This is a genomic window from Streptomyces globisporus C-1027 (assembly GCF_000261345.2).
Classification (GTDB): Bacteria; Actinomycetota; Actinomycetes; order Streptomycetales; family Streptomycetaceae; genus Streptomyces; species Streptomyces pakalii.
Window position 1 is genome coordinate 4,232,527 of record NZ_CP013738.1, and the last position, 23,869, is coordinate 4,256,395.

Here is a 23,869-nt window from a genome sequence, read left to right on the forward strand (position 1 = left end):
CTCACCGGCGTACGGAATTCTCCCAGGAGCGTGCCGTGCTCCGGTGCGTGCCGGTCAGGGGGCCCCGGCGGTCGCGACCGCCGGGGCGGCGGTCAACTGCGTTGCGGTGAGGTCCTGGTAGAGGGTGCTGCGTTCCAGCAGCTCCTCGTGCCGTCCGTGATCGCTGACCCGGCCGTTCTCGAACAGCACCAGCCGGTCCGCCGTGGTGACCGTCGACAGCCGGTGTGCGATGAGGAGCACCGTGCAGTCCCGCGCGGCCTCCTCCACCGTCCGGCGCAGCGCGGTCTCGCTGAGCCCGTCGAGGTGCGCGGTGACCTCGTCCAGGAGCAGGACCTGCGGGCGGCGCAGCAAGGCCCGGGCGATGGCGAGGCGTTGGCGTTCGCCGCCGGAGAGGGCCAGACCGCGGGCGCCGACAGCCGTGTCGAGGCCGTCCGGGAGGGAGGCCACGAAGCCGTCGAGGAGGGTGCGGCGGAGCACGTCGGCGACGGCCTCGTCGCTCGCGTCCGGCGCGGAGTAGAGGAGGTTTTCGCGGAGTGTGCCCGCGAGCATCGGGGAGTCCTGCTCGACGTAGGCGATCCGGCGGCGCAGTTCGGCCCGGCCCAGGGAGCGGATGTCGGTGCCATCCAGCAGGATGCGGCCGTCCTCGGTGTCGTAGAACCGCTGGATCAGCGAGAACACCGTGGTCTTGCCGGAGCCCGACGGGCCGACGATCGCGGTGACCTTCCCGGCCGGAGCGACGAAGCTCGTGCCGTCCAGGACGGGCGTGCGCCCCTCGTAGCCGAAGGTCAGCCCGTCGACCGTGACGGCGGGCGGCGGACCGGAGGGCGCCGGCGGCGTACCGTCCACGTCGTCCTCGGCCGCCATGGACCGCACCTCCTCGATCCGGGCCAGGGCGCCGAGCCCCTGCTGCAGGGCGGTGGTGCCGCCGACGAGGGAGAGGACCGGGCCGCCCAGGTTGAACAGGTACAGCAGGAAGCCGATCAGCGCGGCCAGTTCGAGGGTGCCCATGGCGACCAGTGCACCGCCGAAGCCGATGACGGCGAGGAACGAGGCCTGGACGATCAGCCCGGCCAGCACGGCGATCAGCGCGTGGTACCGGGCGCCCTTGAGGCCCGCCCGGTAGGCGCGTGTCGCGGCCTCGGTCGCCCGCTCGGTCTCCTTCGCCTCACCGCCGTTGGCCTTGACGGTGCGGGCCGCGCCGAGCGAGCGGTCGAGCGCCGCGCCGATCTCGCCGACGGAGGTCTGCGCCTCCGTGGTGACCCGCTTGATCCGGGGCATGACGACGCCCATCGCGATGCCGACGACCACCAGCACGGCGGAGGTGATGCCGAGCAGCGGCAGGCTGACGATGCCCATCAGCACGATCGTGGCCAGCAGGTGGATCGACCCGTCGACGAGCTGGATGAGACCGCCCGTCGCCGCGTGCTGCACCAGCGTGCTGTCGGAGGTGACGCGCGTGGTCAGCCCGCCCGGCTCGGTGCGGTCCAACTCGGCCGTACGAAGCCGGATGAGACGGGCGATCAGGCCGCGCCGGACCTGGAGCACGACACGTTCGGCGGTCCGCTCGCTGAGCCAGGACTGCAGCCAGGTCAGCCCGATGGAGGCGAGCAGCAGGCCGGTCAGCAGCAGGATGTCCTCCCGCAGCCCTTCACCCGTCATGAGCTTGGCCAGCACCGACTGGATGACCAGCGGCTGCGCGAGGCCTGCGGCGCTGCCCGCCAGGGTCAGGGCCAGCACCGTGAGGAGGATGCCGCGGTGCGGACGCGCGTACGAGAGCAGCGCCCGCAGCGCGGGCCGCTCCGCCGGAGTCTGTTCTGCGTCAGGTGTGTTCACACCCGTAGTTCTATCCTCTTCCCTCCGCGCGGGGAACTGTCGTTTGCGGCAATGCCGTAAGAGCCAATGGTGCGGACCTGGCGGCGTGGGTCACCATTCTTTCTGTCCGCAACGGACGCCGGTAAACCAGGCATCGACGAGATGTGCGAAGTGGCCGGTCGTCAATTCCCTTTCATCACGCGAAGGAAATCTCATGCAGAACGTCACCGAGAAGGACCTGTTCGACGGCTACACCGCCTACACCTCCGCCGAGGAGCTCGGCCTGCACGACGGCCAGGAGGCCGCGCCGGCGTTCAGCCCCACCATCCCGTGGGCCATCCGCGCCACGATCATCACCGCGCGTTCCTCGCAGCAGTGCGCCGCCGCTCTCGGCTCGCTCGCCGCGAAGACCGTCGAGAACAAGTGCTGACCAGCGACTCTTCGCTGTGAGCCGCGGGGGTCGGCCGGAGATGCGGTGCGCATGCTCCGGCCGGCCCCCGGCCCCAACGCGCAACAGGAGGCGTCGTGGAGGAACAGCAACGGGACTTCGAGCGCATCCTCGTCGTGGGGACGGGAGCCCTCGGCGTCGCCTTCCTGCCGTTCTGGATCAACTGGCTCGGGAATTCCTTTCCCGATATCGAGAAGCGGTTCGCGCTGACCCGTTCCGCATGCCGGTTCGTGTCGCCGGACGCGGTGGCCGTGCTCTCCGGAAAAGAAGTCTTCATCGACGACTGGAACACGTTCTCCGGTGTCGATGTGCCCCATGTGGACATCGCGGAATGGGCGGATCTGATTCTGGTCCATCCCGCCACCCTGAATTTCGTCGGCCGCTTCGCCCTCGGGGTCGCCGACACCCCGCTGATGGTCGCCCTGCAGACCACCCGCGCCCTGGTCGGCGTCGCCCCGTCGCTGCCGCCCGGAGCGCTCGGGAGCCCGGTCGTCCAGGGACACCTGGCGGCGCTGCGCGAGCGGCCCGGAGTGGTGCTCGCGCCCACGATCCCCGCGCGGAGCGCGCGTACGGGTGAGGTGGAGGACGGCGGCTCGGCACCGCTGAACGAGCTGTACGACCTGTGCGTCGCGTACCGGAAGGGCGGCATCGGTGGGGGCGGCGTCGGCACGGACGTGGCCGGAGACCGTGTCGGCGCGGGCGTGACCGGGGGATCCTCGTGAACGTCGCAACTCCGGCCCTGGATCTGGGTGTTCCGATCGCCGAGTACGGAACCGGCCTTCAGGTCACCCGGGTTCACCGGGCGCCCGACGCCGGCCTCGGCGGTACCGGTGACTTCCTCTGGTGGCACGGTCCGGGGCCCCGGCGCGTCGGCTCCCTCCGCGTGCCCGCCCGGGCTGCCGCCCTCGTACCGGATCTCGGACCCGTCGCGACGGCCGCACTGCTGGCCACCGGCACGCCCTACGGGGACGGCCTGCTCCACCGGGCCTCCGGGTCCGCGTCGGCCGCCGCCTGGCTGCGGGACCCCCGCCCGCAGGCCGGGCGGCTCGTCGCCCACTCCCTCGCCGCCGCCGCGCGTGCGCTCCGGGCCCTGCACGGGGTGTCCCCGCCCCCGGGCCCGCGGCCTCTCCCGCCCCCGGGGGTGCGGCGGCTGCGGGAGTGGGCGGCCGGGACCGCACCGCTCGCCCCGGCGGCCGCGCGGCTGCGCCGGCGGGCGCGGGAGGTGTGGGGCGGCGACCGCACGGAGCGGCTGCTGGGCTGGGCGGACGACGCCGTACGCCCCTCGGGACCCGGAGCTCCGGTCGTGCCGCTGCACGGCTGGGCGTCGACCGGTTCGCTCGTGCCGCCCCGGAGCCGGGGCCGGGTCGCGCTCCTCACCGGTGAGGACCTGGGCGCGGGCCGCCGGGAGCTGGACCTGGGCTGGATGCTGGGCGACCTCGTCGAGCTGGCCTGGTCCTCGCCGCTCCACCGGGCGGCGGAGAGCGCGGGGCTGCCGTCCGTCACGGATCTCCAGCGGGTGTTCCTCGGTGCGTACGAAGCCGACGGGAGCGACACGGACGGGCGCGAGGGCGGCGGTCACGGTGGTGGCGGTCGCGAGCGTGGCGACCACGGGCCGGCGGGGCCGGTGTACGACCCGGTGGCCGTCGGGCGCTGCGCCGTGCTCCGCGTCGTCACGCACATGCGGGACTTCGCCACCTACTGCGAGTGGAGCGATGAATTGCTCGACTACCTCGCCTTCACTGCCGAGTTGATCGATGAGGACGGCCGCCGGGCGGTCCCCCGAGGAGTGTCATGACGACCACGACGAGTACGACGGCCGCCCCGACGGAGGCGGTGGCCACGGCGAGCACGGCGGACGCGCCCGCGCTGATCAGGTTCCGGCCGACCGGACTCGACACGGTGCCGGAGGTGAACGCGCTGCTGGAGCGGCTGGGCCTCGGGCCCTTCGCGCCGGACGGGCTGACCGCCTTCGGCGGCCGCAACGACAACTGGGCCGGTACGACCACCCTCGGCCGCCAGGTCTTCGTCAAGACCGTCGCCCGGGCCCCCGACGGCAGCCGGCCGGAGATCGACCGCGCCCTCGCCTTCGAGGCGTCGGCCGCCCGGCTGCCGGCCGGTTCGCCGCTCCGCACCCCCGAACACCTGGGCACCGACCGGGAATCGGCCGTCAGCGCCTTCCGGCTGCTGCCCGGGTCCCGTTCGGGCTCGGAGGTCGCGTTGGACGGCGACTTCGACGAGGCGCTGTGCCGGGAGGCCGGGCGGGCCGTCGCCACGCTGCACACCCTGGGGACGGCGGACGGCGAGGACCCGGACGCGGCTTCGGGCCCCGCCATCGACACCGCCGAGGCCCCGCTGCCGCCGATGCGCTGGCTCCGGGCGTTCCCGTGGAGCGAGGTCCAGGACCGCAGCATGGCGCAGATCGCCGCCTGGAAGCTCGTCCAGGACGACACGGAGGTCGTTGCCGCGCTGCACCGGCTGCGGGAGCGGGAGCGTACGGCACCGCACACCCCCGCCCACTGCGATCTGCGCTTCGACCAGTTCCTCGTCCACGACGGGCGGCTCTACCTGTGCGACTGGGAGGAGTTCCGGCTCGCCGACCCGGCCCGCGACGTCGGCGCGTTCGTCGGCGAATGGCTCTTCCAGGCCACGTACTCCGTCTTCGCGCCGACCGGGGAGCCCACCACGGCGAAGGACGCCGTCGCGCCCGGCTTCGACCTGTCCCACGAGGAGATCGTGGAGCGGGGCGCGGCCGGACTGCGCCACCACATCCCCCGTATCGCGGCCTTCTGGCAGGGCTACACCGAGTGCCGCACCCCGGACCCCGAACTCGCCGAACGGGCGGTCGGGTTCGCGGGCTGGCATCTGTACGACCGGCTCATCGCCACGGCGCAGGCGCATGCCGTCCTCAACCCGGTGGCGCGCGCCGCCGCCGGGATCGGACGGACGCTGCTGCTGAACCCGGCGGGCGCGGTGGCCACGCTGCGCCTGGCCGACCCCGCTGTGCCGCACCCCGCTGTGCCGCCTGCCGCTGTGCCGCGCCCTGCCGTGCCGCCTGCCGCTGTGCCGCCTGCCGCTGTACGGCGCCCCGCTGTGCCGCGCCCCGCCGACGCCCCTTCAGGGAGCACCCGATGACCCTCACCTCCGCCCCGGTCCGGCCGGCCGGGCTCGCCCCGCGGCTCGTCGCCGCGTTCGACCTCGTGGACGTACGCGCCGACGGTCTCGAAGCGCGGTTCGCCGGGCGGACGTTGACCGCGGACAGCCCGCGCGATCTGCGCGGCCGCCTCACCAACGCGCTGTACGAGGAGTTCCACGCCGGGAACGGGGCGCACCGCCGGGACGTGGACGCCGCTCCCCGCCGCACGTTGCGCGACTCCGCGCTGGAACGCCGCCTCGCCGCGGCCGTGCCGCACCCCACGACCCCGGTCACCGGACGGCTGCTGGAGGTCGGGGAGGGCGGCGAACTGGTCGTACGGCTGCCGGAGATCACGGCACGGCTCACCGCCGACCGGCTCATCGGCCCCGCCGCGCCCGTACCGGGCGAGCTGGTCCAGGTCGCCCTGGAGGCGGCGCGGCCCGCCCTGTCGCCCGGCTTCTTCTACGTGATGGGCTCGCGGCCCCTGCCGGTCCCCTCCGGCCCGGTCCGCCGCCTGTTCCTGCACGCCCGCGACGCGGACGCGGCCGTCGGGCTGTGGGCCGCCGCGCTGGCCGCCCTGGAGGACGCCGGGGCGCGGTACCACGCCAAGGTCCTGTCCGACGAGGACGACTACCCGCGCCGCGACAGCGTCGTCGTCTATCTGCACGGCGACCACGCACCGGCCGAACGGGCGGTGGCCGCCGCCGTACGGGACCTGCCGGGGCTCGGCGGCGACACCTCGCTGTTCACCGCGCGCCTCGCCCCCGGCGTCGCCGCCGCCTGGGATCCGCGCGACCCGCGCCCCGGTCGCGACGGCATGAGCTTCGGGCAGCACCGCAGCTTCGCGCTGGCCACCGCGCTGGTCGACCACGCCCAGGGGGCCGGCGCCGGGGACCTCGCCGATCACGTCGTACGGGCCTTCCGCGCGGCGGGGATCGACCCGGAGCACCCCGAGAACAACCTTGCCGGAACCGCCGGAACCGCCGGAACCGCCGGAACCGCCGGAACCGCCGGAACCGCCGGAACCGCCGGAACCGCCGGAACCGCCGGAACCGCCGGAACCGCCGGAACCGCCGGAACCGCCGGAACCGCCGGAACCGCCGGAACCCCCTCGCCCGCGACCGCTGGAGTGTGAGCCCGATGACCACGACGACCAAGACGACGGAGAACCCCGAGACCATGGAGACGGTGGTGCTTCCCGGGACCGAGACCGAGACCGAGACCGAGACCGAGACCGAGACCGGGACCGAGGCTGCGGTCGATGGCGAACAGGTTTCGGCCGCAGGGGGGTTCGGCGCGGCGATCACCGTCGCCTACAGCGACGCGCTGGCCGGTGTCTACGACGACATCTACCCGAGCACCCCGGACCTGGACGACATCGCGACATACCTGCTCACCCTGGCCGCACCGGGTGCGAGCGTCCTCGAACTCGGCGTCGGCACCGGCCGGGTGGCGCTTCCGCTCGCCGAACGCGGCTTCGACGTCACCGGTGTCGAGTCCTCCGCAGGCATGCTGGCCCGCCTCGCGGAGAAGGACCCCGAGGGCCGGATCACCCCGGTGCACGGCGACTTCGCCGGGCTCGACCTCGGCCGCTCCTTCGACGTCGTCCTCGCCCCGTTCAACGTGCTGTGCTGCGCGATGGCGGTCGACGAGCAGATCGCGCTGATGCACGCCATGGCCCGGCACGTCACGGCGGAGGGGCACGTGGTCATCGAGACGTTCGACCCGAGCGACTACCACGTACAGAAGAAGAACGAGGTCAACACCTATCCGATCGGGGCGCGCGGGGCGCTCATCGAGTCGGTGGGGGTGCTGCCCGCCTCGCAGAACATGATGCTGCAGAGCACCCTGTTCCTGGACGGCGACGCCCCGAAGTCCGCGACGACCGTGATGCGTTACGTGTGGCCGGGCGAGCTGGACCTGCTCGGCGCGATCGCCGGCCTGGAGCTCGTCGGCCGGTACGCGGGCTGGCGCGAGCAGCCCTTCGACGGGGGCGACAGCCGCAAGATGTGCGTCTCCGTGTTCCGCCCGCTGAACCAGGCCGGTTGAGGTGAGCCCGAGCGTGTCCGTGCTCCCCGGCGGGCTGCGGGTGTGCGTCGAGTCGGTCCCGCACTACGGGCGGGGCCTCGTCGCCGTCGCGCTCACGGTCGCGGCGGGCGGCGACGACGACCCGGCCGGACGCCACGGTACGGCGCATCTCGTCGAGCACCTGATGTTCCCGCGCTCCGGCGGGGGTTCCGCCGACCCCGCCGGAGAGGGGTACGCGGCGCTGGTCGCGGGCGCGGGCGGGGTCTGCAACGCCGAGACCCACCGGGACCACACGGTCTTCCACACCACGGTCCCCGCCGAGTCGCTGCCCGACGCCCTGGCCTGGGAGGCCCGCCGCCTGCTCGGCTTCGCGCCCACGGAGGACGTGATCCGTACGGAGACCGACGTCATCGGCGAGGAGATCCGCGGAGCGGGGGACGCCGGCCGGTACTGGGAATCGGCGCTGGGTGCGCTGTACCCGGGCAGCAGGGACAGCTTCGGTACGGCGGCGGAGCTGGCGGGCATCACGGCCGGTGAGGTGGAGGCGTTCTTCCGGGCGCACTACACGGCACCGCGGATGGTGCTGTCGGTCGTGGGGGACGTGGACCCGGCGGGGGTCATGGGGGTCGTGGGGGAGGTGTTCCGGGGGGTGGGGATGCCCGGCGCTGCGGGGGAGGCCCGGACGGCCAAGGCGGCCCGCGCGGTGAGGGAGACCCGCGCTGCGGGGGAGGCCCGTACCGCGAGGGAGACCCGCGCCGCGAGGGAGATCCGCGCCGCCGAGGAGCCCCGCGCTGCGAGGGAGCCCCGCGCTGCGGGGGAGGCCCGTACCGCGACGGACACCGGTGCCGCGACGGAGATCCGCGCCGCCGAGGAGACCCGCGCGGTGAGGGAGACCCGCGCCGCCGAGGCGCCCCGCACCGCGACGGAGACCCGCACCGCGCCCCTCCCCGCCGCCCGCCCCGGCGTCGCCGTCGGGCATCCGTTGCCCGGCCCGGTCGCCGACCGCCCCGCCTACCTTGCCCAGGCCGTGCTCGCCCAGGTGCTGGGCCGGTCCCGGCTACCCGAGCTGGCCCGGTCCGCGCGGGACGGGCACCGCCTCACCTCCGCCACCGTCACCTGCGGCTACCACGGCCAGTGGCTCGCCTCCGCCGCGCCCGACCTGACCCTCGCGGTGCTCGGCCGGGCGCCCGGCACCGACGTCCGGGCGGCTGTCGACATCTGGCGGTCGGTCCTGCGGGCCGTGGCCGACGGACCGCTGCCCGAGGCCGAGCACCGGCGTGCGGTGAACTCCCTGCTCGTCGCCTGGCACCGGCAGGCCGACTCGCTCCCCACCCGGGCCGTCGCTCTCGGCCGCGACGCCCTGCTCGTGCCGGGCTCGGCGGGCCCCGACGCCCTCCCCGCAGAGCTGCGCCGCACCACACCCGCCGAGGTGGCGGCGGCGGCCCGCGCGCTGCTCGAAGGGCCGGTCACCGTGACCGAACTCGCCCCGCAGGCCGACATCGAACTCGCCCCGCAGAAAGGCACCGTGGGATGACCCGGGCCCGTACCGCCGTACTCCCGACCGGAGTTCCCCCCACCCTGCCCCCGCCCGCCCCGCCCTCCACCGCGCCCCGCACCACCCTGTCCGCCGTTCTCCCCACCGGGCTGCGCGTGCTCGCCGCGCACGCCCCCGCCGCCCCCCTCGCCGAACTGCGCCTCGTCATCCCCTACGCGCGCACCGAACCGGGCCTCGCCGCCGCCCAGGAACTGCTCGCCGCCTGTCTCGGAACGGGCAGCCGGGACCGTACCCGGCAGGGCATCGCCGACCGGGCCGCCGACCTCGGGGCGGAGCTCAGCAGCGTCGTCACCGCCGAGTCCCTGATCCTCTCCGTCAGCGTGCTGGCCCCGGGCCTGCCCGGTGCGCTGGACCTGCTGGCCGAACTGCTGCTGCGCCCGCGTTACGAGGAGGGCGAGGTGGCTCTCGCCCAGCGCCGGGCGGCCGCCGCCCCGCGCGCGCCGGCGCCCCGGGTACGGCTGCGCCGCGCGGCGCTCACGCACGGGTTCGGCCCGCACCCGTTGACCTCGGAGTCCGGGGGAGCGGCACCGCTCCTGGACGTGGTCTCCCTGGTTCCCGGCGACCTCCTGGCCCTCCACGCCCGCGCTGTCGTCCCCGGCGGTTCGTCGCTGGTCGTCCTCGCGGGCGAGGAGCCCGACGCCGTGCTGCGCCTGGCCGCCGAACGGCTCGCGCCCTGGTCGGGGGGCCCCTCGGGGCTCACACTCCCGTCGTTCGCCCGCGCCGTCCCGCGTCCGGGCGCGGTGGAGCTCACGGAGCCGGGTATGTCGGAGGCCGGGTGGGGCGACGCCGTCGGGGGGCAGTCCCTCGTCCTGACGGTCGGGCCCGGCGTCCCCACCGCCGATCCGCTGCACGCCCCCTTCCACCTGGCCCAGTTGCTGCTGGGCGGGTACGCCTCCGCGCGGCTCGCCCGGCAGGTGCGCGACCGGCACGGGCTCGCCTACGACGTCTCCGCCGGCCTCCGTGAGAACGGGGCGGGCAGCTGGCTGGAGATCGCGTGCGCGGGAGCGCCGGGCGGCGCGGGCCGGATCGCCGCCGAGATCACCCGGTGTCTCCGGGACCTCGCCGAGGACGGTCCGTCCCGGGCGGAGGTGGACCGCGCCCGCGCCTACGCGGCCGGCTTCACCCGCTTCGCCCTCGCGACCCGCGCGGAGGAGGCGAGCGCGCTGGCCGGGTTCGCCGCGGCGGGCCTGGAGCCGGACTGGCTGGACGGCTACCGGGACCGGCTCGCCGCCGTCACGCCCGAGCAGGTGGCGGAGGCGGCCGCCCGCCATCTGGCCCCGGACCGGGCCGTGGTGGCGACGTACGAGCCGGGGTCCACGGCGGCTGTGGTGCCCAGGGGCCCGTACGCCTCCGCTCCCACGGCGGCCCCGGCGCACACGAGCCCTCGCCTGCCCGCCCACACCCCCGCCCCCGCCGCAAAGCGTGCTCCCACCCCCGCCGTTCCCCGCGACCAGAAGGGTGCTCACCCGTGAACCCGGCCGTCCTCTACCCCCTCCAGCCCGACCACCCCGAACTCGTCGCCCCCTTCGCGGCGCTGGTCCGGCGCACCGGGGCCCGCCGGCTGTGGATGTGCCAGTCCTTCCAGGCCGAGACGCACCAGGTGCTGGCGTATCTGGCGGGCGCGGGGCACACGGTGCCGGTCGGGACGAGTGTGACCCTGCTTCCGCTGCGGCACCCGTACGAGGCGGCGCTCCAGGCCCGTTCGCTGGCGCTGCTCACCGACGAACCGGTCGTCGCGGGCTTCGGCATCGGCAACCCGGACTTCGTGGCGGGCCTGACCGGGCGCCCGTACGACAGTCCGCGTACGGCGGTCCGCGACTACCTGCGTTCCGTACGCGCCCTGCTGGGCGGGGAGCGGGTCGAGGCCGGCGGCCCGTACCACCACCTGGACGGCGCGCTGCCGGTGCTTCCGCACGCGCCGCGCGTCGAGGTGGGGGCGGGCGTGCTGCGGCCCGGGATGGCGCGGACGGCGGGGGAGGCCGCGGACGTCGCGATCACCTGGATGACGCCGCCGGGGTACGTGGCGGGAACGCTGCGGCCCGCGCTGGAGGAGGGGGCGGCAGCGGCCGGCCGGTCGCGGGCGCCCCGGATCGCCACCGCCGTCCACGTCGTCCTCGACCGGCCGGGACGTGACGTACGCGCCCTGGCGCTCGCGGCGACCGCCGGGCACCGCGAGGCGCCGCACTACGCGGCGATGCTGCGGGCGGCCGGTCTCGGTCTCGACCCGCACGATCCGGCGGGCAGCGCGGACGCCCTGCTGCGGCACCGGGTGGTCGTGGCGGGCAGCGCGCAGGAGATCGCGGGCGCGCTGGACGCGTACCGCCGCAGCGGGGTGGACGAGGTGCTGCTCAATCCCACGGGGGTGCTGCTCGGTGAGGGGGTGCACGCGGCCGTGGAGGACCTGGAGGAGATCCTCGCCGCCTGCCGCAGCTTCCTGCCCGGCGATCGGCAGGAAGCTGCGTCCGTGGAGCCGGGGGAGCGGCCTGGCCGGCTGGTTGGCTGAGGAACACCCGCCGACGCGTGACCGGCGTCGGTGCGGACCGCATTGACCGAACGGCAGGACAGGAAGAACACGTGCGATCAGAGCATCCGCCCCGGGCAGGGGGAAGCGTCGTCTTCGACGGCGTGAGCAAGAGGTTCGGCGACCATCAGGCCCTCGACGACGTGAGCTTCGCGCTGCGGCCGGGCAAGGTCACCGGCCTGCTCGGGCCCAACGGGGCGGGCAAGAGCACCCTGCTGAGAATTCTGCTCGGGCTGGCCCGCCCCGACGCGGGGAGCGCCGAGGTCCTGGGCGGGGAGCCGCTGTCCGCCCCGGAGCGGGCGCAGCGGGTCGGCGTGGTCATGGACGCGATCGGCTTCCACCCGCGGGTGACGGTCCGCCGTCAGCTGGAGATATCCGCCCGTTCGCTGGGTCTGCCGTCCTCGCGTATCGCCGAGGTGATCGGGCAGGTCGGCCTGGACGGTGCGGAACGCAAGCGGGTCAAGGCGTGCTCGACGGGCATGCGGCAGCGCCTGGCGCTGGCCGTCGCCCTGCTCCCGGACCCCGAACTCCTGATCCTGGACGAGCCGTTGAACGGTCTCGACCCGGACGGGATCCGCTGGATGCGTCGCCTGGTCGAGCGCTCCGCCGACGAGGGGCGGACGGTGCTGATCGCCAGCCACATGCTCTCCGAGGTCGAGCAGAGCGTGGACGACGTGGTCGTCCTGCGCCGCTCGGTGCTGTTCACGGGCTCGCTCCAGGAGCTGGTGCGGCGCGGCGGCGGCCGCTTGGAAGACGCCTACTTCGCACTCGTCGAGGGCGCGGCCGCCGCGCCGCGCCCGGAGGTCACCCGTGCCTGAGGTCCTGCGCAACCAGCTCTCCGCCGAACTCCTCAAACTCCGTACGGGGCTGGCTCTCCCGGCGCTGCTCCTGGTGGCCCTCGCCTTCTGCGCGCTGGGCCAACTGGGCCTGGTGTACGCGGAGTCGGACCCCGCGTCCGCCGGTGCGGAGCTGACGGAGAACATCGTCGGGCTCGGCGCGTCCGCCGCGCTCTTCGCGACGCTGCTCGGGGCGCTGCAGGTGACAGGCGAGTTCAGCTCCGGCTCGATCGGCCGCACCGTGCTGTACGCCCCCGGCCGCTCGGCGGTCGTGGGCGCCAAGCTGCTGGCCACGACGGTGTCGGGCCTGGTCTTCGGCGGCGCGGCGGTGGTCTGCTCCCTCGCCGTCGGTCACGCGGCGCTCGCGGCGAAGGATTCCGGGCTGACCGTCGACGGCTCCACCTGGACGACCGCCGCCGCCGTCCTGACGATCTGCACCCTGGCCGGCCCGTGGGGCGCGGCGATCGGCTTCGTCGTCCGCAATCGGCTCGCCGCGGTCCTCGGCCTGGTCGTCTGGGGCACGCTGGGCCAGGTACTGGTGCTGGGCCAGCTCCCCGAGCTGGGCCGCTTCCTCCCCGAGGGCGCCCAGTTCGCCCTGCTCGGCGACGCCTCCGGCTTCCCGGACGCGCTGGCGGCACCGTACGGTCTGCTGCTGCTCGTGGCCTGGACGGCAGCGATGTCCCTGGCGGGCACCCGCCTCTTCACCCACCGCGACGTCTGAGAACGACTCCCGCCGGGGCGTGGCCGCGCACTGCCCTGTGTGCGGTCACGCCCCGGCGCCGTGGGGTCACCGGTTCCTGCGTGTCAGTGCTCGCGCCGGTCGGATTCCACGATGCCGGACCGGACGAGGAGCGCCCCGAGGTGGGTGCGACTGGTGGCGCCGAGGGTCTGCATGAGTTTGGCGATGTGGGCGCGGCAGGTGCGGACGCTGATGCCCATCTTGCGGGCGACGACGTCGTCGACGTGGCCCTCGGTGAGGAGGCGGGCGATGCTGAGCTGTACGGCGGTGACCGGGACGTCCGGTGTCGCCGTGTGATGGGTTTCGGCCAGCGGGACGGCTTGCGATCTCCTCGGTGGCCGTGGCGGTGGCCTCGTCGATGGACGCCTGGATGGTGGCGATTCCTTCGAGCACCGTGATGGCCATGTTGGGGTCGCCGTGCGCGACAGCGGTCAGAGGAAGCAGTGACCGGCTCAGCGTCGCGGAGAGTTGCAGCCGCTCCTCGATCTCACGGGAGACGGGTTGCAGCAGGTGGGCCAGCGCGGCGGACGGTGGTGTCGGACGCAACCATGCGTCGTTCCACGGGTCGGGGTAGAGGAGGGACAGGTCGATGAGACAGGGAGCGGCCGATACGTCGGCACGTGCCAGCTGCCCTGTCTTCAAGGCCTCCTCGTACAGGCGGATCGCCGGATCGCACAACTCGGCTTTCCCGTGGGGAGCGTGTGCTGATCTGTCGTCTTCGGTAACCATTTGGGATCCCCCCGCTTCGTGCAGTGCAACAAGTGGACGGTGTTGCCGGCCCGGCTGTGGGGGGATCGTGGAGGCGTCGGGGGAGCGGGGATCTTTCCCGTCCACCTGGCCGTGGCTGCGCTCTTCCCCGTGTTGCGGTCACGCCCCGGTGCCGGGGGACATCGCATGGTCGTGGTCTGAATCCAGGATTCCTGATCGCGCGATGAGGTAGCCGAGTTGGGCCCGGCTGGTGCTGCCGAGCGTGGCGTTCATCTTGGCGATGTGGGCACGGCAGGTCCGGACGTTCATGCCGAGCCGGCGAGCGATGGAGTCGTCGACGTGACCTTCGACGAGGAGTTGGGCTATCGAACGCTGGACGCCGCTGATTCCTGCCGGGGTGGGGTTGTACAAGACCTCTTCGAGAAGCGGAGTGGCACGTTGCCAGAGCTGCTCGAAAACCCTGATGAGGTAGGAGACGAGCCCCGGATGCCGAAGTTCCAGAGCAACCGACCGGTCGTCCTGTGCGGGTATGAACGCGACGGTGCGGTCGAAGATGAGCATGCGCTCGACCAATTCCTCCAGGGTGCGGATTTCGACGCCTTCCGCGAGACGTTCCGCGTAGACGAACGTGCCCTGGTGGTGTCGCACGGTGTGCTGGTACAGGGTGCGGATCTGGACACCCCGGTCGACCACGGCCTTGCCGCGCTCCAGTCCCTTGCTGAGGATGTCCTCGCTGCGACCGCCCCCGGGTTGGACGGTGAGTACCTCGTGGCGGGCTTCGGCGGTGGCGACGTCGATGGCCGCATTGATGCGTGTGCTGCCTTCCAGCACGGTGATCGCGTGGGTCGTGGGGGGATCCTGAGCGCTGATGTCCATGAAAGGTTCGAAAGACTCGGTCAGTTTCAGGGAATGCCGTCGGCGCTCCTGGATCTCACGTTCTATGGGGTGCAGCCGCTGCGCCAGGGCGGCGGAGGGCGGCACCGGGCGGAGCCAGTTGACGTCGTCGGGATCCGGGTGGAGCAGGGCGAAGTCCATCAGGCACGGGGCCGGCTCGGCGTCGGCGCGAGGTATGCGGCCGGATCGCAGCGCGTTGGCGTAGAGGCGCTGTCCCGCATCACACAGATCGGTGATGCCGTGAGGATGTTCCGCTTTTGACTCGCTTGTGGCCATATGTCCACCCCCCATGTTCCTGTACCTACAGGAACATGATGCATCGACCCGGTGGTGTTCGAGTGGTCAGGTGGGACATCGTCTTGGTGCGGGGGAGATGAATCCATCAAGTGAGGACGAAGCCGAAATGTATAAGCGAATGCTTCGCTCGGTGCTTGCCACTGCGTTCGTAGGAGCTCTGGCCCTCGGGGCCCTGTCCGCACAGGGTGCCGGGGACATTACGTGGGACAGCCAGGAGGCCGCATCGGCACCGGCGGCGCAAGCGGCCGTGCCCGGCGACATCACCTGGGGCGCTGCTCCGGCCCGTACGGTCGCATGAGCACCCCGCCGGACGACCGCACCTTCCGGCGCGAGATGGCAACCGCCTATCGCTCAGGGTGGCATTTCATCGATCTGCTCACGGCCCTCCCCCGCCGTGGCGACTCGTTGATGGTCACCCTGTTCGGAGAGCCGATCGTCGTGGTGATGGAAGAGGACGAGGACGTCCGCGCCTATCGCTGCCTCCGTCGGCCCCGCGGCGCCCCGCAGCCGGTTCGCTGTGCCGTCAGGTACGGCATGATCTTCGTCAACCTCGATCAGCGCGACCACGAGCTGTTCGACGCAGAACCCCTTTCCGCCACCCCCCGCAGTGCCTGAGCGATTCCCCCGTCGTCACCTGTCGCTCCAGGCGCTTCCCCCACACAGCGGCGCCACCGTGACCTGAACACGGTGGCGCCGTTGTGCTGTCTCCGCGGCTCTGCGCGGGGTCAGGCCTTGCCGAGCGCCCGGTCGAGGGTGATCTCGATGACGACCCGGGTCGGGTTGATCCGCGGCGGACGGCCGTAGCGCTCCTCGTGGCGGGCCTCCGCGTCCTTGACGGTCTCCGGCTCGGTGCGGATGACCGCGCGGCCCTCCAGGGTCGCCCAGCGGGCCCGGTCGATCTGGCAGACGGCCACCCGTGCCCCGTCGGGGCCGGCCGCCCGGATGTGGGCGACCTTGCGGCTGCCTCCGTCGGTGATCACACGCGCCACCCCGGCCTCCGGGTCGTACGTCACACAGACCGGCACCACGTGCGGCGTGCCGTCCGGGCGGGGGGTCGTCAGCGTGGACAGGTGGCTCTCGCGCCAGAACGCGACGTATTCGGGGGAGGGATTGCGTACGTCTGCCATGGGGGCAGCGTACGAGAGCCCGCGAACGAACCCGTCTCCGCGGCCCGGGACGCGTGCGATCACTGCCTTGAGTGGAATAGACTCAACTTTGTGCACGTTGATTAAGTCAATGTGAGACGTAGGCACGCACGCCCCCAGCTGCGAGGAGGAGTAACCACACGTGGACGCCGAGCTGACCAACAAGAGCCGTGACGCCATCAACGCGGCCACCGACCGGGCCGTGAAGGACGGGCACCCCGACCTGACCCCGGGGCACCTGCTGCTCGCGCTGCTGGGGGGCCAGGACAACGAGAACATCATCGACCTCCTCGCCGCCGTCGAGGCCGACCAGGCGCTCGTGCGCGGCGAGACCGAGCGGCTGCTCGGGACCCTGCCCAGCGTCACCGGGTCCACCGTCGCCCCGCCGCAGCCCAACCGCGAGATGCTCGCCGTCATCCAGGATGCGGCCCAGCGGGCCAAGGAGCTGGGCGACGACTACATCTCCACCGAGCACCTGCTCATCGGCGTCGCCGCGAAGGGCGGGCGGGCCGGTGAGATCCTCGACGGACAGGGGGCCGGCGCCAAGAAGCTGCTGGCCGCGTTCGAGACGAGCAGGGGAGGGCGCCGGGTGACCACACCCGACCCGGAGGGCCAGTACAAGGCCCTGGAGAAGTTCGGCACCGACTTCACGGCCGCCGCGCGCGAGGGCAAGCTGGACCCGGTCATCGGCCGCGACCAGGAGATCCGCCGCGTCGTGCAGGTGCTGTCCCGCCGGACGAAGAACAACCCCGTCCTCATCGGTGAGCCCGGCGTCGGCAAGACCGCCGTCGTCGAAGGACTCGCCCAGCGCATCGTCAAGGGCGACGTCCCGGAGAGCCTCAAGGACAAGCGGCTCGTCTCGCTGGACCTCGGCGCGATGGTCGCGGGTGCCAAGTACCGCGGCGAGTTCGAGGAGCGGCTGAAGACCGTCCTCTCCGAGATCAAGGAGAGCGACGGCCGGATCATCACGTTCATCGACGAGCTGCACACCGTCGTCGGCGCGGGCGCCGGCGGCGACTCCGCCATGGACGCGGGCAACATGCTCAAGCCGATGCTGGCCCGCGGCGAGCTCCGCATGGTCGGCGCGACCACGCTCGACGAGTACCGCGAGCGCATCGAGAAGGACCCCGCCCTGGAGCGACGCTTCCAGCAGGTGCTGGTCGCCGAGCCCTCCGTCGAGGACACCATCGCGATCCTGCGCGGTCTCAAGGGCCGTTACGAGGCCCACCACAAGGTGCAGATCGCGGACTCGGCGCTGGTGGCCGCCGCGACCCTCTCCGACCGCTACATCACCTCCCGCTTCCTCCCCGACAAGGCCATCGACCTGGTCGACGAGGCCGCTTCCCGGCTGCGGATGGAGATCGACTCCTCGCCGCTGGAGATCGACGAACTCCAGCGCTCCGTCGACCGGTTGCGCATGGAGGAGCTGGCCCTCAAGAACGAGTCCGACCCCGCATCCAAGCAGCGCCTGGAGAAGCTGCGCCGCGACCTCGCCGACAAGGAGGAGGAGCTGCGCGGCCTCAACGCCCGCTGGGAGAAGGAGAAGCAGGGCCTCAACCGGGTCGGTGAGCTCAAGGAGCGCCTCGACGAGCTGCGCGGCCAGGCCGAACGCGCCCAGCGTGACGGTGACTTCGACGCCGCCTCCAAGCTGCTGTACGGGGAGATCCCGGGGCTGGAGCGGGAGTTGGAGGAGGCCGCGGAAGCGGAGCAGGAGGCGTCCAAGGACAAGGACACCATGGTCAAGGAGGAGGTCGGGCCGGACGACATCGCGGACGTCGTCGGCGCCTGGACCGGCATCCCGGCCGGGCGGCTGCTGGAAGGTGAGACGCAGAAGCTGCTGCGGATGGAGAGCGAACTCGGCAAGCGGCTGATCGGGCAGACCGAGGCCGTGCAGGCCGTCTCCGACGCCGTACGCCGCACCAGGGCCGGGATCGCCGACCCCGACCGGCCCACCGGGTCGTTCCTCTTCCTCGGACCCACCGGCGTCGGCAAGACCGAGCTGGCCAAGGCGCTGGCGGACTTCCTCTTCGACGACGAGCGGGCCATGATCCGCATCGACATGAGCGAGTACGGCGAGAAGCACAGCGTCGCCCGCCTGGTCGGCGCCCCGCCCGGTTACGTCGGGTACGAGGAGGGCGGCCAGCTCACCGAGGCCGTCCGCCGCCGCCCGTACAGCGTCGTGCTGCTGGACGAGGTCGAGAAGGCCCACCCCGAGGTCTTCGACATCCTGCTCCAGGTCCTCGACGACGGCCGGCTCACCGACGGCCAGGGCCGCACGGTCGACTTCCGCAACACCATCCTGATCCTCACCTCCAACCTCGGCTCCCAGTTCCTGATGGACCCGCTGGTCAAGCCCGAGGTCAAGAAGGAGCAGGTCCTGGAGGTGGTGCGGGCCTCCTTCAAGCCGGAGTTCATCAACCGGCTCGACGACCTCGTGGTCTTCTCCGCCCTGTCCGGCGACGAGCTGGCCCACATCGCGGGCCTCCAGATCGACCGGCTGGCGAAGCGCCTCGCGGACCGGCGGCTCACCCTCGACGTCACCCCCGAGGCGCTGGCCTGGCTCGCCCAGGAGGGCAACGACCCGGCCTACGGGGCGCGGCCGCTGCGCCGGCTCATCCAGACGGCGATCGGCGACCGGCTCGCCAAGGAGATCCTGTCCGGCGAGGTCCGCGACGGTGACACCGTACGGGTGGACCGGGCCGAGGACGGACTGGTCGTCGGCCCCGCCTCGTAACCGCCGGTCACGGCGCGTCGCACGCTGTGAGCGAACGCCCGGCGAGCCCCGTCTCCACCCGCTGTCTGTCAGCTTGTGGCTGATCGGGGCCGCCGGGGCTTGCCATGCCCCGCCCGCCATGGGAGAGGATGGCCGCCAACCGCACGAAGGGAAATAACGGTGAGCATCGATCCGTCCTCGATTCCTAATTTCGGGGGCCAGCCCGAACCGCAGGCGGCAGGACCGGAGGGCCCCGTCGTCCCTGACCAGGACCTCGTCAAGCAGCTCCTCGACCAGATGGAGCTGAAGTACGTCGTCGACGACGAGGGCGACCTCGCGGCGCCGTGGGAGGAGTTCCGGACGTACTTCATGTTCCGCGGCGAGGCGGAGCAGCAGGTCTTCTCGGTCCGTACGTTCTACGACCGCCCGCACGACGTGGACCAGCGTCCCGTCCTGCTGGACGCCATCGACGACTGGAACCGCCGCACCCTGTGGCCCAAGGTCTACACCCACGCCCACGAGGGCGAGGAGGGCGAGACGGGTTCCGTCCGGCTGATCGGTGAGGCGCAGATGCTCATCGGCACCGGCGTCAGCCTGGAGCACTTCGTCTCCTCGACGGTGAGCTGGGTGCGCGCCTCGATCGAGTTCGACAAGTGGCTTATCGAGCGCCTCGGCATCCAGCCCACCGAGGGCAAGACGGACGGCGAGGAGCCCGCGGGCGCCTAGTCCCCGAAGTACCGGGTCACGGCCCGGGCAGCGGTCATCGCGACCGCCGCCCGGGCCGTTCCCGTATCCCGGGGCCCGTATCCCGGGGCTCAGCCCAGCCGGGCCAGCCGCTCCACCGCCTCCTCCAGCACGTCGTCCCTCTTGCAGAACGTGAACCGGACCTGGCTGCGGCCCGCCTCCGGGTCGTCGTAGAAGACCGAGACCGGCACCGCCGCCACCCCGCAGCGCTCCGGCAGCGCGCGGCAGAACGCGTACGCGTCCTCGTCGCCGAACGGGGAGATGTCGGTGGTGATGAAGTACGTCCCCTCCGGCTCGTACACCTGGAAGCCCGCGGCGCGCAGACCCTTCGCCAGCAGGTCCCGCTTGCGGTGCATGTCCGCGCGGAAGCCGCTGAAGAACGTGTCCGGCAGGGCGAGCGCCTCGGCGATCGCGTACTGGAACGGGCCCCCGCTGACGAAGGTCAGATACTGCTTCGCCGCGCGCACCGCCGCCACCAGCGGCGCGTCGCCGGTCACCCAGCCGATCTTCCACCCGGTGTACGAGAACGTCTTGCCCGACGACGAGATGGACACCGTGCGCTCGCGCATCCCGGGGAGCGCGGCGATCGGGTGGTGCGCCCCGGTGAAGACGAGGTGCTCGTAGACCTCGTCGGTCACCACCAGGAGGTCGTGCTCCACCGCGAGGGCGGCGATCCCGGACAGTTCGTCGGGGGTGAGGACCGTGCCGGTCGGGTTGTGCGGGGTGTTCAGCAGCAGGAGGCGGGTGCGGGGGGTGATCAGGGTGCGCAGTTCGTCGAGGTCGGGGCGGAAGTCCGGGGCGCGCAGGGTGAGCGGTACGCGCTGGGCGCCCGCCATGGCGATGCAGGCGGCGTACGAGTCGTAGTACGGCTCGAACGCGATGACCTCGTCGTCCGGTTCGAGGAGGGCGAGCAAGGAGGCGGCGATCGCCTCGGTGGCCCCGGTCGTGACCAGGACCTCCGTCTCCGGGGACCAGGTCAGGCCGTAGAAGCGCTCCTGGTGGGCGGCGACGGCGTTGCGGAGGTCCGGGACGCCGGGGCCGGGCGGGTACTGGTTGCCGTGGCCGGCGCGCAGCGCCCGGACCGCCGCCTCCCGGATCTCCTCGGGTCCGTCGGTGTCGGGGAAGCCCTGGCCGAGGTTGATGGAGCCGGTCCGCACGGCCAGCGCGGACATCTCGGCGAAGATCGTCGTGCCGAACGCGGCGAGGCGGCGGTTGAGCAGCGGTCGTCCCTGTGTCATGGGCGCCATCCTGGGCCGAAGCTCTGGAGTTGCTCAAGTCCGCTTTGGCGCGCGGGGGCCTGGGGAATCCCCCTGTCACACAACAACGGGGAAGCGACGGGGGACCTCGCTTCGGGGGAGAGAAAGGCGGGTGGGGGCCATGGGCGTCTTCATCGCGATAGTGATCGCCGCGGTCGTCGTCGGGGGACTGCTGGCCGTTCTGCGGGCCACCGGCGGCAGCCGTCCGTCGAACAAGCGCAAGGGGAGCCGGCGCTCGTCGAGCGTGGCGTCGGGGGGCGGCGACAGCTTCGGCGGCGGCGACTCCGGCGGCGGCTGGTGGTCGTCGTGGGGCGACTCCGGGGCCGGCGGCGACTCCGGGTCCGGCGGGCACTCCGGGGGCCACTCCTGCGGCGGCGGCTCGTCGTGCGGGGGTGGCGGGGGCGGCTGCGGTGGGGGCAGCAGCTGACGGGGCCTCCTCGCGCGGTCACCGACAGTGACCTGGCGCCGGGCGTCCGGAGGGTGAACTCCCTCCGGGCGCCTTTTTGTTGAGCGACGCGGACGTTTTCGGTTGAACAGTTGAACCGTGGGGCCCCCGAGGGGATGGAAACCACGGCAAGTTGGGCGAAAGCGCTGTGAGTGCGGCGTACTTCGTGATTCCCTCGTCGAAGAGAACATTCAGCCCTCGGACCCCAGTTGGGCCAGATCGGGCGCCCTCACCTCCCACGCGCAGTCACGCAGGGGGCGTTCCGCTGTCCCGGTGTCCATGTGTGTTTGCGGAGCCCACCCATGCTCACCACCCTCCAGACGGCCTATTCCGATACCCGCGCCGCCGACCTGGCCTGGAGCCTGGGGCGGGAGCCGCTGCCCGCCCTGGCGGTCCTCGACCTCCGGTTCGACGGCGCCGAACTCCAGTTGAGGCTGCTCGGCGCCTCCCACCAGGTGCTCCTCCAGGAGGAGCACGGGGGCTGTTCCGAGACCGTGGCCTGTATGCCCGGCAGCAGCACCCCTCTGCCCCTCGGCGTCTCCAAGCGCCTGGGGGACCGGGATTACGAATTCGCGGCGCGGGTGGAGACCCTGACCCAGGGGCAGTTCGCCGGGCGCGCGCAGGAGCTGCTCGCCCTGGTGAGCGACCACCCGCACGGTCTGGTGGGCACCTTCCCCGGCAGCCCGTACGCCTTCACCGCGATGCTCGCCCAGCGCACCGAGGGGCAGGTGCGGTGGCGCACCTGGCACGCGTACCCGCAGGAGGGGCAGTTGGTGGTCACCCGGACCCGGGTGGGCGTGCGGATTCCCGCACCCGCGGCCTAGTTGGTGGGGGCACTTACACCCGTGTGGGTGACAAGGTGCGACCGTGTCGTGACGTAGCGTTCGCGTCATGATCGACCAGCAGATGTCGCTGCGAGGGGGCGCGGCGCGGCTCCCCGTACGGCCGAGGACCGGCCGGTTCCTCGTGCTGGCCGCGGTCTTCGTCTGCGCCGCGTGCGGTCTCGTCTACGAGCTCGAACTGCTCGCGCTCGCCTCGTATCTCATCGGCGATTCAGTCACCCAGGCGTCCGTCGTGCTCTCCGTGATGGTGTTCGCGATGGGCATCGGGTCCCTTCTCGCGAAACGTTTGCGCTGCCGTGCCGCCGTCGGTTTCGGGATGATCGAGGCGGCCCTCGCCCTGATCGGCGGCTCATCCGCGCTGGTCCTCTACGCCTCGTTCGCCTGGCTCGGTGATTCGCAGTACGCCCTGGTCGGGTTCTCGCTGGCCATCGGGGTGCTGATCGGTGCGGAGATCCCGCTGCTGATGACGCTGATCCAGCGCGTCGACCGGCAGGACGCGGGCGGGGCCGTCGCCGATCTCTTCGCCGCCGATTACGTGGGCGCGCTGGTCGGCGGGCTCGCGTTCCCCTTTCTGCTGCTGCCGATGCTGGGGCAGTTGACCGGTGCGCTGTTCACCGGCACGGTCAACGCGGCGGCGGGCGGGGCGCTCGTCCTGTGGGTCTTCCGGCGCGACCTGAGCGCACGCTCCCGCTGGCTCCTCGTCCTGGCCAACGTCTCGGTGATCGCGGTGCTGGCCACCGCCACGGTGCTGGTCGACGACTTCGAGCGGGCGGCGCGGCGGGCGGTGTACGGGGACCAGGTGCGGGTCGCCGTGCAGACCGGGGTGCAGGAGGTCGTGGTGACCGGCACCGACCGGGACTCCCTGGGCCTCTATCTGGACGGCCGGCTGCGGGTCAGCGCCCGCGACGAGTACCGCTACCACGAGGCGCTGGTGCACCCCGCGATGAACGGGCCCCGCGCCCGCGTGCTCATCCTGGGCGGCGGCGACGGGCTCGCCGCCCGTGAGGTGCTGCGCTACGGGGACGTCCGCGCGGTCACCGTCGTCGAGCTGGACCCCGCCGTCACCCGACTGGCCCGTACCGACCCCGCCCTCTCCGAGCTGAACGGCCACGCCTTCCGCGACCCCCGCCTCACCGTGGTCGGGGCGGACGCGTTCCCCTGGCTCCGGGCCGACCACGGCCGCTACGACGTGGTGATCTCCGACCTCCCGGACCCGGGCATCACCGCCAGTACGAAGCTGTATTCGGCCGAGTTCTACGGGCTGGTCGCGGAGGCACTGGCCCCGGACGGGCGGCTCGTGGTGCACGCCGGACCGCTGGGGGCCCGGCCGCAGACCTTCTGGACGGTGGAGGCCTCGGTGCGCGCGGGCGGCCTCGCGACCCGCCCCTACCGCGTCACCGGCCGGTACGCGGGCTTCGCCGCCGGCCCGGACCGGGGCGGCGGGGAGGACGGGGAGCGGGAGGACTGGGGGTTCCTCCTCGCCGCGGCGGGCGAGGCGCCGCAGGCCGCGCTGGCCGCCGGAGGGCCCGAACCGCGCTCGCTGCGGGGCCGGGAGCTGCGCGAGGGGGCGCGGGCCGCGGCCGAGGCCCGGCTGCCGGGGCTGCTCCCGTCGACGCTGGTCCACCCGAGGTACTGGGAGGACGCGTGAGCACGTGGTGTGCGCCCCTCGGCCTGTCGGCGGCCCTTCGGCGGCCCTTCGGCGGTCCCTTGGGGTTCCCTCGGCGGTCTTTCGGCGGTCCCTTGGGGGTCCTTC

The 23,869-nt window shown here is 72.9% G+C and carries 21 protein-coding genes and 1 pseudogene; 17 read left to right on the plus strand and 5 right to left on the minus strand.

Features of this window, described 5'->3' with window-relative positions; translation table 11 throughout:
* Positions 1–54: 54 nt before the first annotated feature.
* The gene (locus WQO_RS18500) at positions 55–1,833 is read right to left on the minus strand and encodes an ABC transporter ATP-binding protein (protein WP_010063175.1); all 1,779 of its coding nucleotides are present in this window, start codon (positions 1,831–1,833) and stop codon (positions 55–57) included.
* Positions 1,834–2,026: 193 nt separating this feature from the next.
* Here WQO_RS18500 and lxmA point away from each other — a divergent pair, with 193 nt between their 5' ends.
* From lxmA to WQO_RS18555, 11 genes are all read left to right on the plus strand, one after another.
* A complete protein-coding gene (lxmA, locus tag WQO_RS18505) occupies positions 2,027–2,242 on the plus strand; it encodes a lexapeptide family class V lantibiotic (RefSeq protein WP_010063176.1) in 216 nt (71 codons plus the stop codon).
* 95 nt (positions 2,243–2,337) lie between these two features.
* Positions 2,338–2,982, plus strand: coding sequence for a peptide terminal cysteine decarboxylase LxmD (lxmD, locus tag WQO_RS18510; RefSeq protein ID WP_010063177.1), 645 nt, complete (start codon positions 2,338–2,340; stop codon positions 2,980–2,982).
* The gene (locus WQO_RS18515; RefSeq protein WP_058954027.1) at positions 2,979–4,055 is read left to right on the plus strand and encodes a hypothetical protein; all 1,077 of its coding nucleotides are present in this window, start codon (positions 2,979–2,981) and stop codon (positions 4,053–4,055) included. Before lxmD ends, WQO_RS18515 begins: the two co-directional genes overlap by 4 nt.
* The gene (gene lxmK, locus WQO_RS18520; protein ID WP_010063179.1) at positions 4,052–5,392 is read left to right on the plus strand and encodes a class V lanthionine synthetase subunit LxmK; all 1,341 of its coding nucleotides are present in this window, start codon (positions 4,052–4,054) and stop codon (positions 5,390–5,392) included. Before WQO_RS18515 ends, lxmK begins: the two co-directional genes overlap by 4 nt.
* Positions 5,389–6,528 carry a T3SS effector HopA1 family protein gene (locus tag WQO_RS37200; RefSeq protein WP_107115831.1) on the plus strand — a complete coding sequence of 380 codons (1,140 nt, stop codon included), beginning with the start codon at positions 5,389–5,391 and terminating at the stop codon, positions 6,526–6,528. The genes lxmK and WQO_RS37200 overlap by 4 nt, the downstream gene beginning before the upstream one ends.
* Positions 6,529–6,533: 5 nt before the next feature.
* The gene (locus WQO_RS18530; protein ID WP_237274144.1) at positions 6,534–7,442 is read left to right on the plus strand and encodes a class I SAM-dependent methyltransferase; all 909 of its coding nucleotides are present in this window, start codon (positions 6,534–6,536) and stop codon (positions 7,440–7,442) included.
* A gap of 13 nt (positions 7,443–7,455) precedes the next feature.
* Positions 7,456–8,955 carry a M16 family metallopeptidase gene (locus WQO_RS18535; protein ID WP_058954028.1) on the plus strand — a complete coding sequence of 500 codons (1,500 nt, stop codon included), beginning with the start codon at positions 7,456–7,458 and terminating at the stop codon, positions 8,953–8,955.
* Positions 8,952–10,448 (plus strand): M16 family metallopeptidase, encoded by a 1,497-nt coding sequence (locus WQO_RS18540; RefSeq protein ID WP_010063185.1) that lies wholly within the window; start codon positions 8,952–8,954, stop codon positions 10,446–10,448. Before WQO_RS18535 ends, WQO_RS18540 begins: the two co-directional genes overlap by 4 nt.
* Positions 10,445–11,479, plus strand: a complete 1,035-nt coding sequence (gene lxmJ / locus WQO_RS18545) for a F420-dependent peptide dehydroalanine reductase LxmJ (protein WP_010063186.1) — start codon at positions 10,445–10,447, stop codon at positions 11,477–11,479. The genes WQO_RS18540 and lxmJ overlap by 4 nt, the downstream gene beginning before the upstream one ends.
* A gap of 71 nt (positions 11,480–11,550) precedes the next feature.
* Positions 11,551–12,315: an ABC transporter ATP-binding protein gene (locus tag WQO_RS18550; protein WP_167552043.1), complete on the plus strand. Its 765-nt coding sequence runs from the start codon at positions 11,551–11,553 to the stop codon at positions 12,313–12,315.
* A complete protein-coding gene (locus tag WQO_RS18555; protein ID WP_010063189.1) occupies positions 12,308–13,054 on the plus strand; it encodes an ABC transporter permease in 747 nt (248 codons plus the stop codon). The genes WQO_RS18550 and WQO_RS18555 overlap by 8 nt, the downstream gene beginning before the upstream one ends.
* Before the next feature lie 83 nt (positions 13,055–13,137).
* Here WQO_RS18555 and WQO_RS34470 read toward each other — a convergent pair.
* Together WQO_RS34470 and WQO_RS18560 are read right to left on the minus strand one after the other, a co-directional pair.
* Positions 13,138–13,801 (minus strand): annotated as a pseudogene (locus WQO_RS34470) (helix-turn-helix transcriptional regulator).
* 138 nt (positions 13,802–13,939) lie between these two features.
* On the minus strand, positions 13,940–14,950 hold the full coding sequence (locus tag WQO_RS18560) for a helix-turn-helix transcriptional regulator (protein ID WP_193407214.1): 1,011 nt from the start codon (positions 14,948–14,950) through the stop codon (positions 13,940–13,942).
* A gap of 315 nt (positions 14,951–15,265) precedes the next feature.
* Between WQO_RS18560 and WQO_RS18565 the strand changes: the two genes are divergently transcribed.
* Positions 15,266–15,586 (plus strand): Rieske (2Fe-2S) protein, encoded by a 321-nt coding sequence (locus WQO_RS18565; RefSeq protein WP_003967571.1) that lies wholly within the window; start codon positions 15,266–15,268, stop codon positions 15,584–15,586.
* A gap of 110 nt (positions 15,587–15,696) precedes the next feature.
* On the opposite strand, the gene WQO_RS18570 is transcribed toward WQO_RS18565, so the two are convergent.
* A complete protein-coding gene (locus WQO_RS18570) occupies positions 15,697–16,098 on the minus strand; it encodes a pyridoxamine 5'-phosphate oxidase family protein (RefSeq protein ID WP_010063192.1) in 402 nt (133 codons plus the stop codon).
* Between the two features lie 160 nt (positions 16,099–16,258).
* Between WQO_RS18570 and clpB the strand changes: the two genes are divergently transcribed.
* Positions 16,259–18,850, plus strand: coding sequence for an ATP-dependent chaperone ClpB (gene clpB / locus WQO_RS18575; protein WP_010063194.1), 2,592 nt, complete (start codon positions 16,259–16,261; stop codon positions 18,848–18,850).
* Positions 18,851–19,009: 159 nt separating this feature from the next.
* Positions 19,010–19,555: a type III secretion system chaperone family protein gene (locus WQO_RS18580; protein WP_010063196.1), complete on the plus strand. Its 546-nt coding sequence runs from the start codon at positions 19,010–19,012 to the stop codon at positions 19,553–19,555.
* A gap of 89 nt (positions 19,556–19,644) precedes the next feature.
* Here WQO_RS18580 and WQO_RS18585 read toward each other — a convergent pair whose 3' ends face one another.
* Positions 19,645–20,811 carry a pyridoxal phosphate-dependent aminotransferase gene (locus tag WQO_RS18585; RefSeq protein WP_010063197.1) on the minus strand — a complete coding sequence of 389 codons (1,167 nt, stop codon included), beginning with the start codon at positions 20,809–20,811 and terminating at the stop codon, positions 19,645–19,647.
* Between the two features lie 139 nt (positions 20,812–20,950).
* Between WQO_RS18585 and WQO_RS37150 the strand changes: the two genes are divergently transcribed.
* The 3 genes from WQO_RS37150 to WQO_RS18600 all read left to right on the plus strand — a co-directional run bounded on the left by WQO_RS37150 (position 20,951) and on the right by WQO_RS18600 (position 23,764).
* A complete protein-coding gene (locus tag WQO_RS37150) occupies positions 20,951–21,256 on the plus strand; it encodes a hypothetical protein (RefSeq protein ID WP_010063198.1) in 306 nt (101 codons plus the stop codon).
* Between the two features lie 320 nt (positions 21,257–21,576).
* Positions 21,577–22,098: a DUF2617 family protein gene (locus tag WQO_RS18595; protein WP_010063199.1), complete on the plus strand. Its 522-nt coding sequence runs from the start codon at positions 21,577–21,579 to the stop codon at positions 22,096–22,098.
* 67 nt (positions 22,099–22,165) lie between these two features.
* Entirely contained in the window at positions 22,166–23,764 is a 1,599-nt protein-coding gene (locus tag WQO_RS18600) for a polyamine aminopropyltransferase (protein WP_010063200.1), read from the plus strand.
* Positions 23,765–23,869 lie beyond the last annotated feature (105 nt).

What these genes read in the sequence shown, in the direction of transcription:
- lxmA (WP_010063176.1), top strand. Translation starts at nt 2,027, where the DNA reads ATGCAGAACGTCACCGAGAAGGACCTGTTCGACGGCTACACCGCCTAC.
- lxmK (WP_010063179.1), top strand. Translation starts at nt 4,052, where the DNA reads ATGACGACCACGACGAGTACGACGGCCGCCCCGACGGAGGCGGTGGCC.
- WQO_RS37200 (WP_107115831.1), top strand. Translation starts at nt 5,389, where the DNA reads ATGACCCTCACCTCCGCCCCGGTCCGGCCGGCCGGGCTCGCCCCGCGG.
- WQO_RS18530 (WP_237274144.1), top strand. Translation starts at nt 6,534, where the DNA reads ATGACCACGACGACCAAGACGACGGAGAACCCCGAGACCATGGAGACG.
- WQO_RS18540 (WP_010063185.1), top strand. Translation starts at nt 8,952, where the DNA reads ATGACCCGGGCCCGTACCGCCGTACTCCCGACCGGAGTTCCCCCCACC.
- WQO_RS18560 (WP_193407214.1), bottom strand. Translation starts at nt 14,950, where the DNA reads ATGGCCACAAGCGAGTCAAAAGCGGAACATCCTCACGGCATCACCGAT.
- WQO_RS18565 (WP_003967571.1), top strand. Translation starts at nt 15,266, where the DNA reads ATGAGCACCCCGCCGGACGACCGCACCTTCCGGCGCGAGATGGCAACC.
- WQO_RS18570 (WP_010063192.1), bottom strand. Translation starts at nt 16,098, where the DNA reads ATGGCAGACGTACGCAATCCCTCCCCCGAATACGTCGCGTTCTGGCGC.
- WQO_RS18585 (WP_010063197.1), bottom strand. Translation starts at nt 20,811, where the DNA reads ATGACACAGGGACGACCGCTGCTCAACCGCCGCCTCGCCGCGTTCGGC.
- WQO_RS37150 (WP_010063198.1), top strand. Translation starts at nt 20,951, where the DNA reads ATGGGCGTCTTCATCGCGATAGTGATCGCCGCGGTCGTCGTCGGGGGA.
- WQO_RS18595 (WP_010063199.1), top strand. Translation starts at nt 21,577, where the DNA reads ATGCTCACCACCCTCCAGACGGCCTATTCCGATACCCGCGCCGCCGAC.
- WQO_RS18600 (WP_010063200.1), top strand. Translation starts at nt 22,166, where the DNA reads ATGATCGACCAGCAGATGTCGCTGCGAGGGGGCGCGGCGCGGCTCCCC.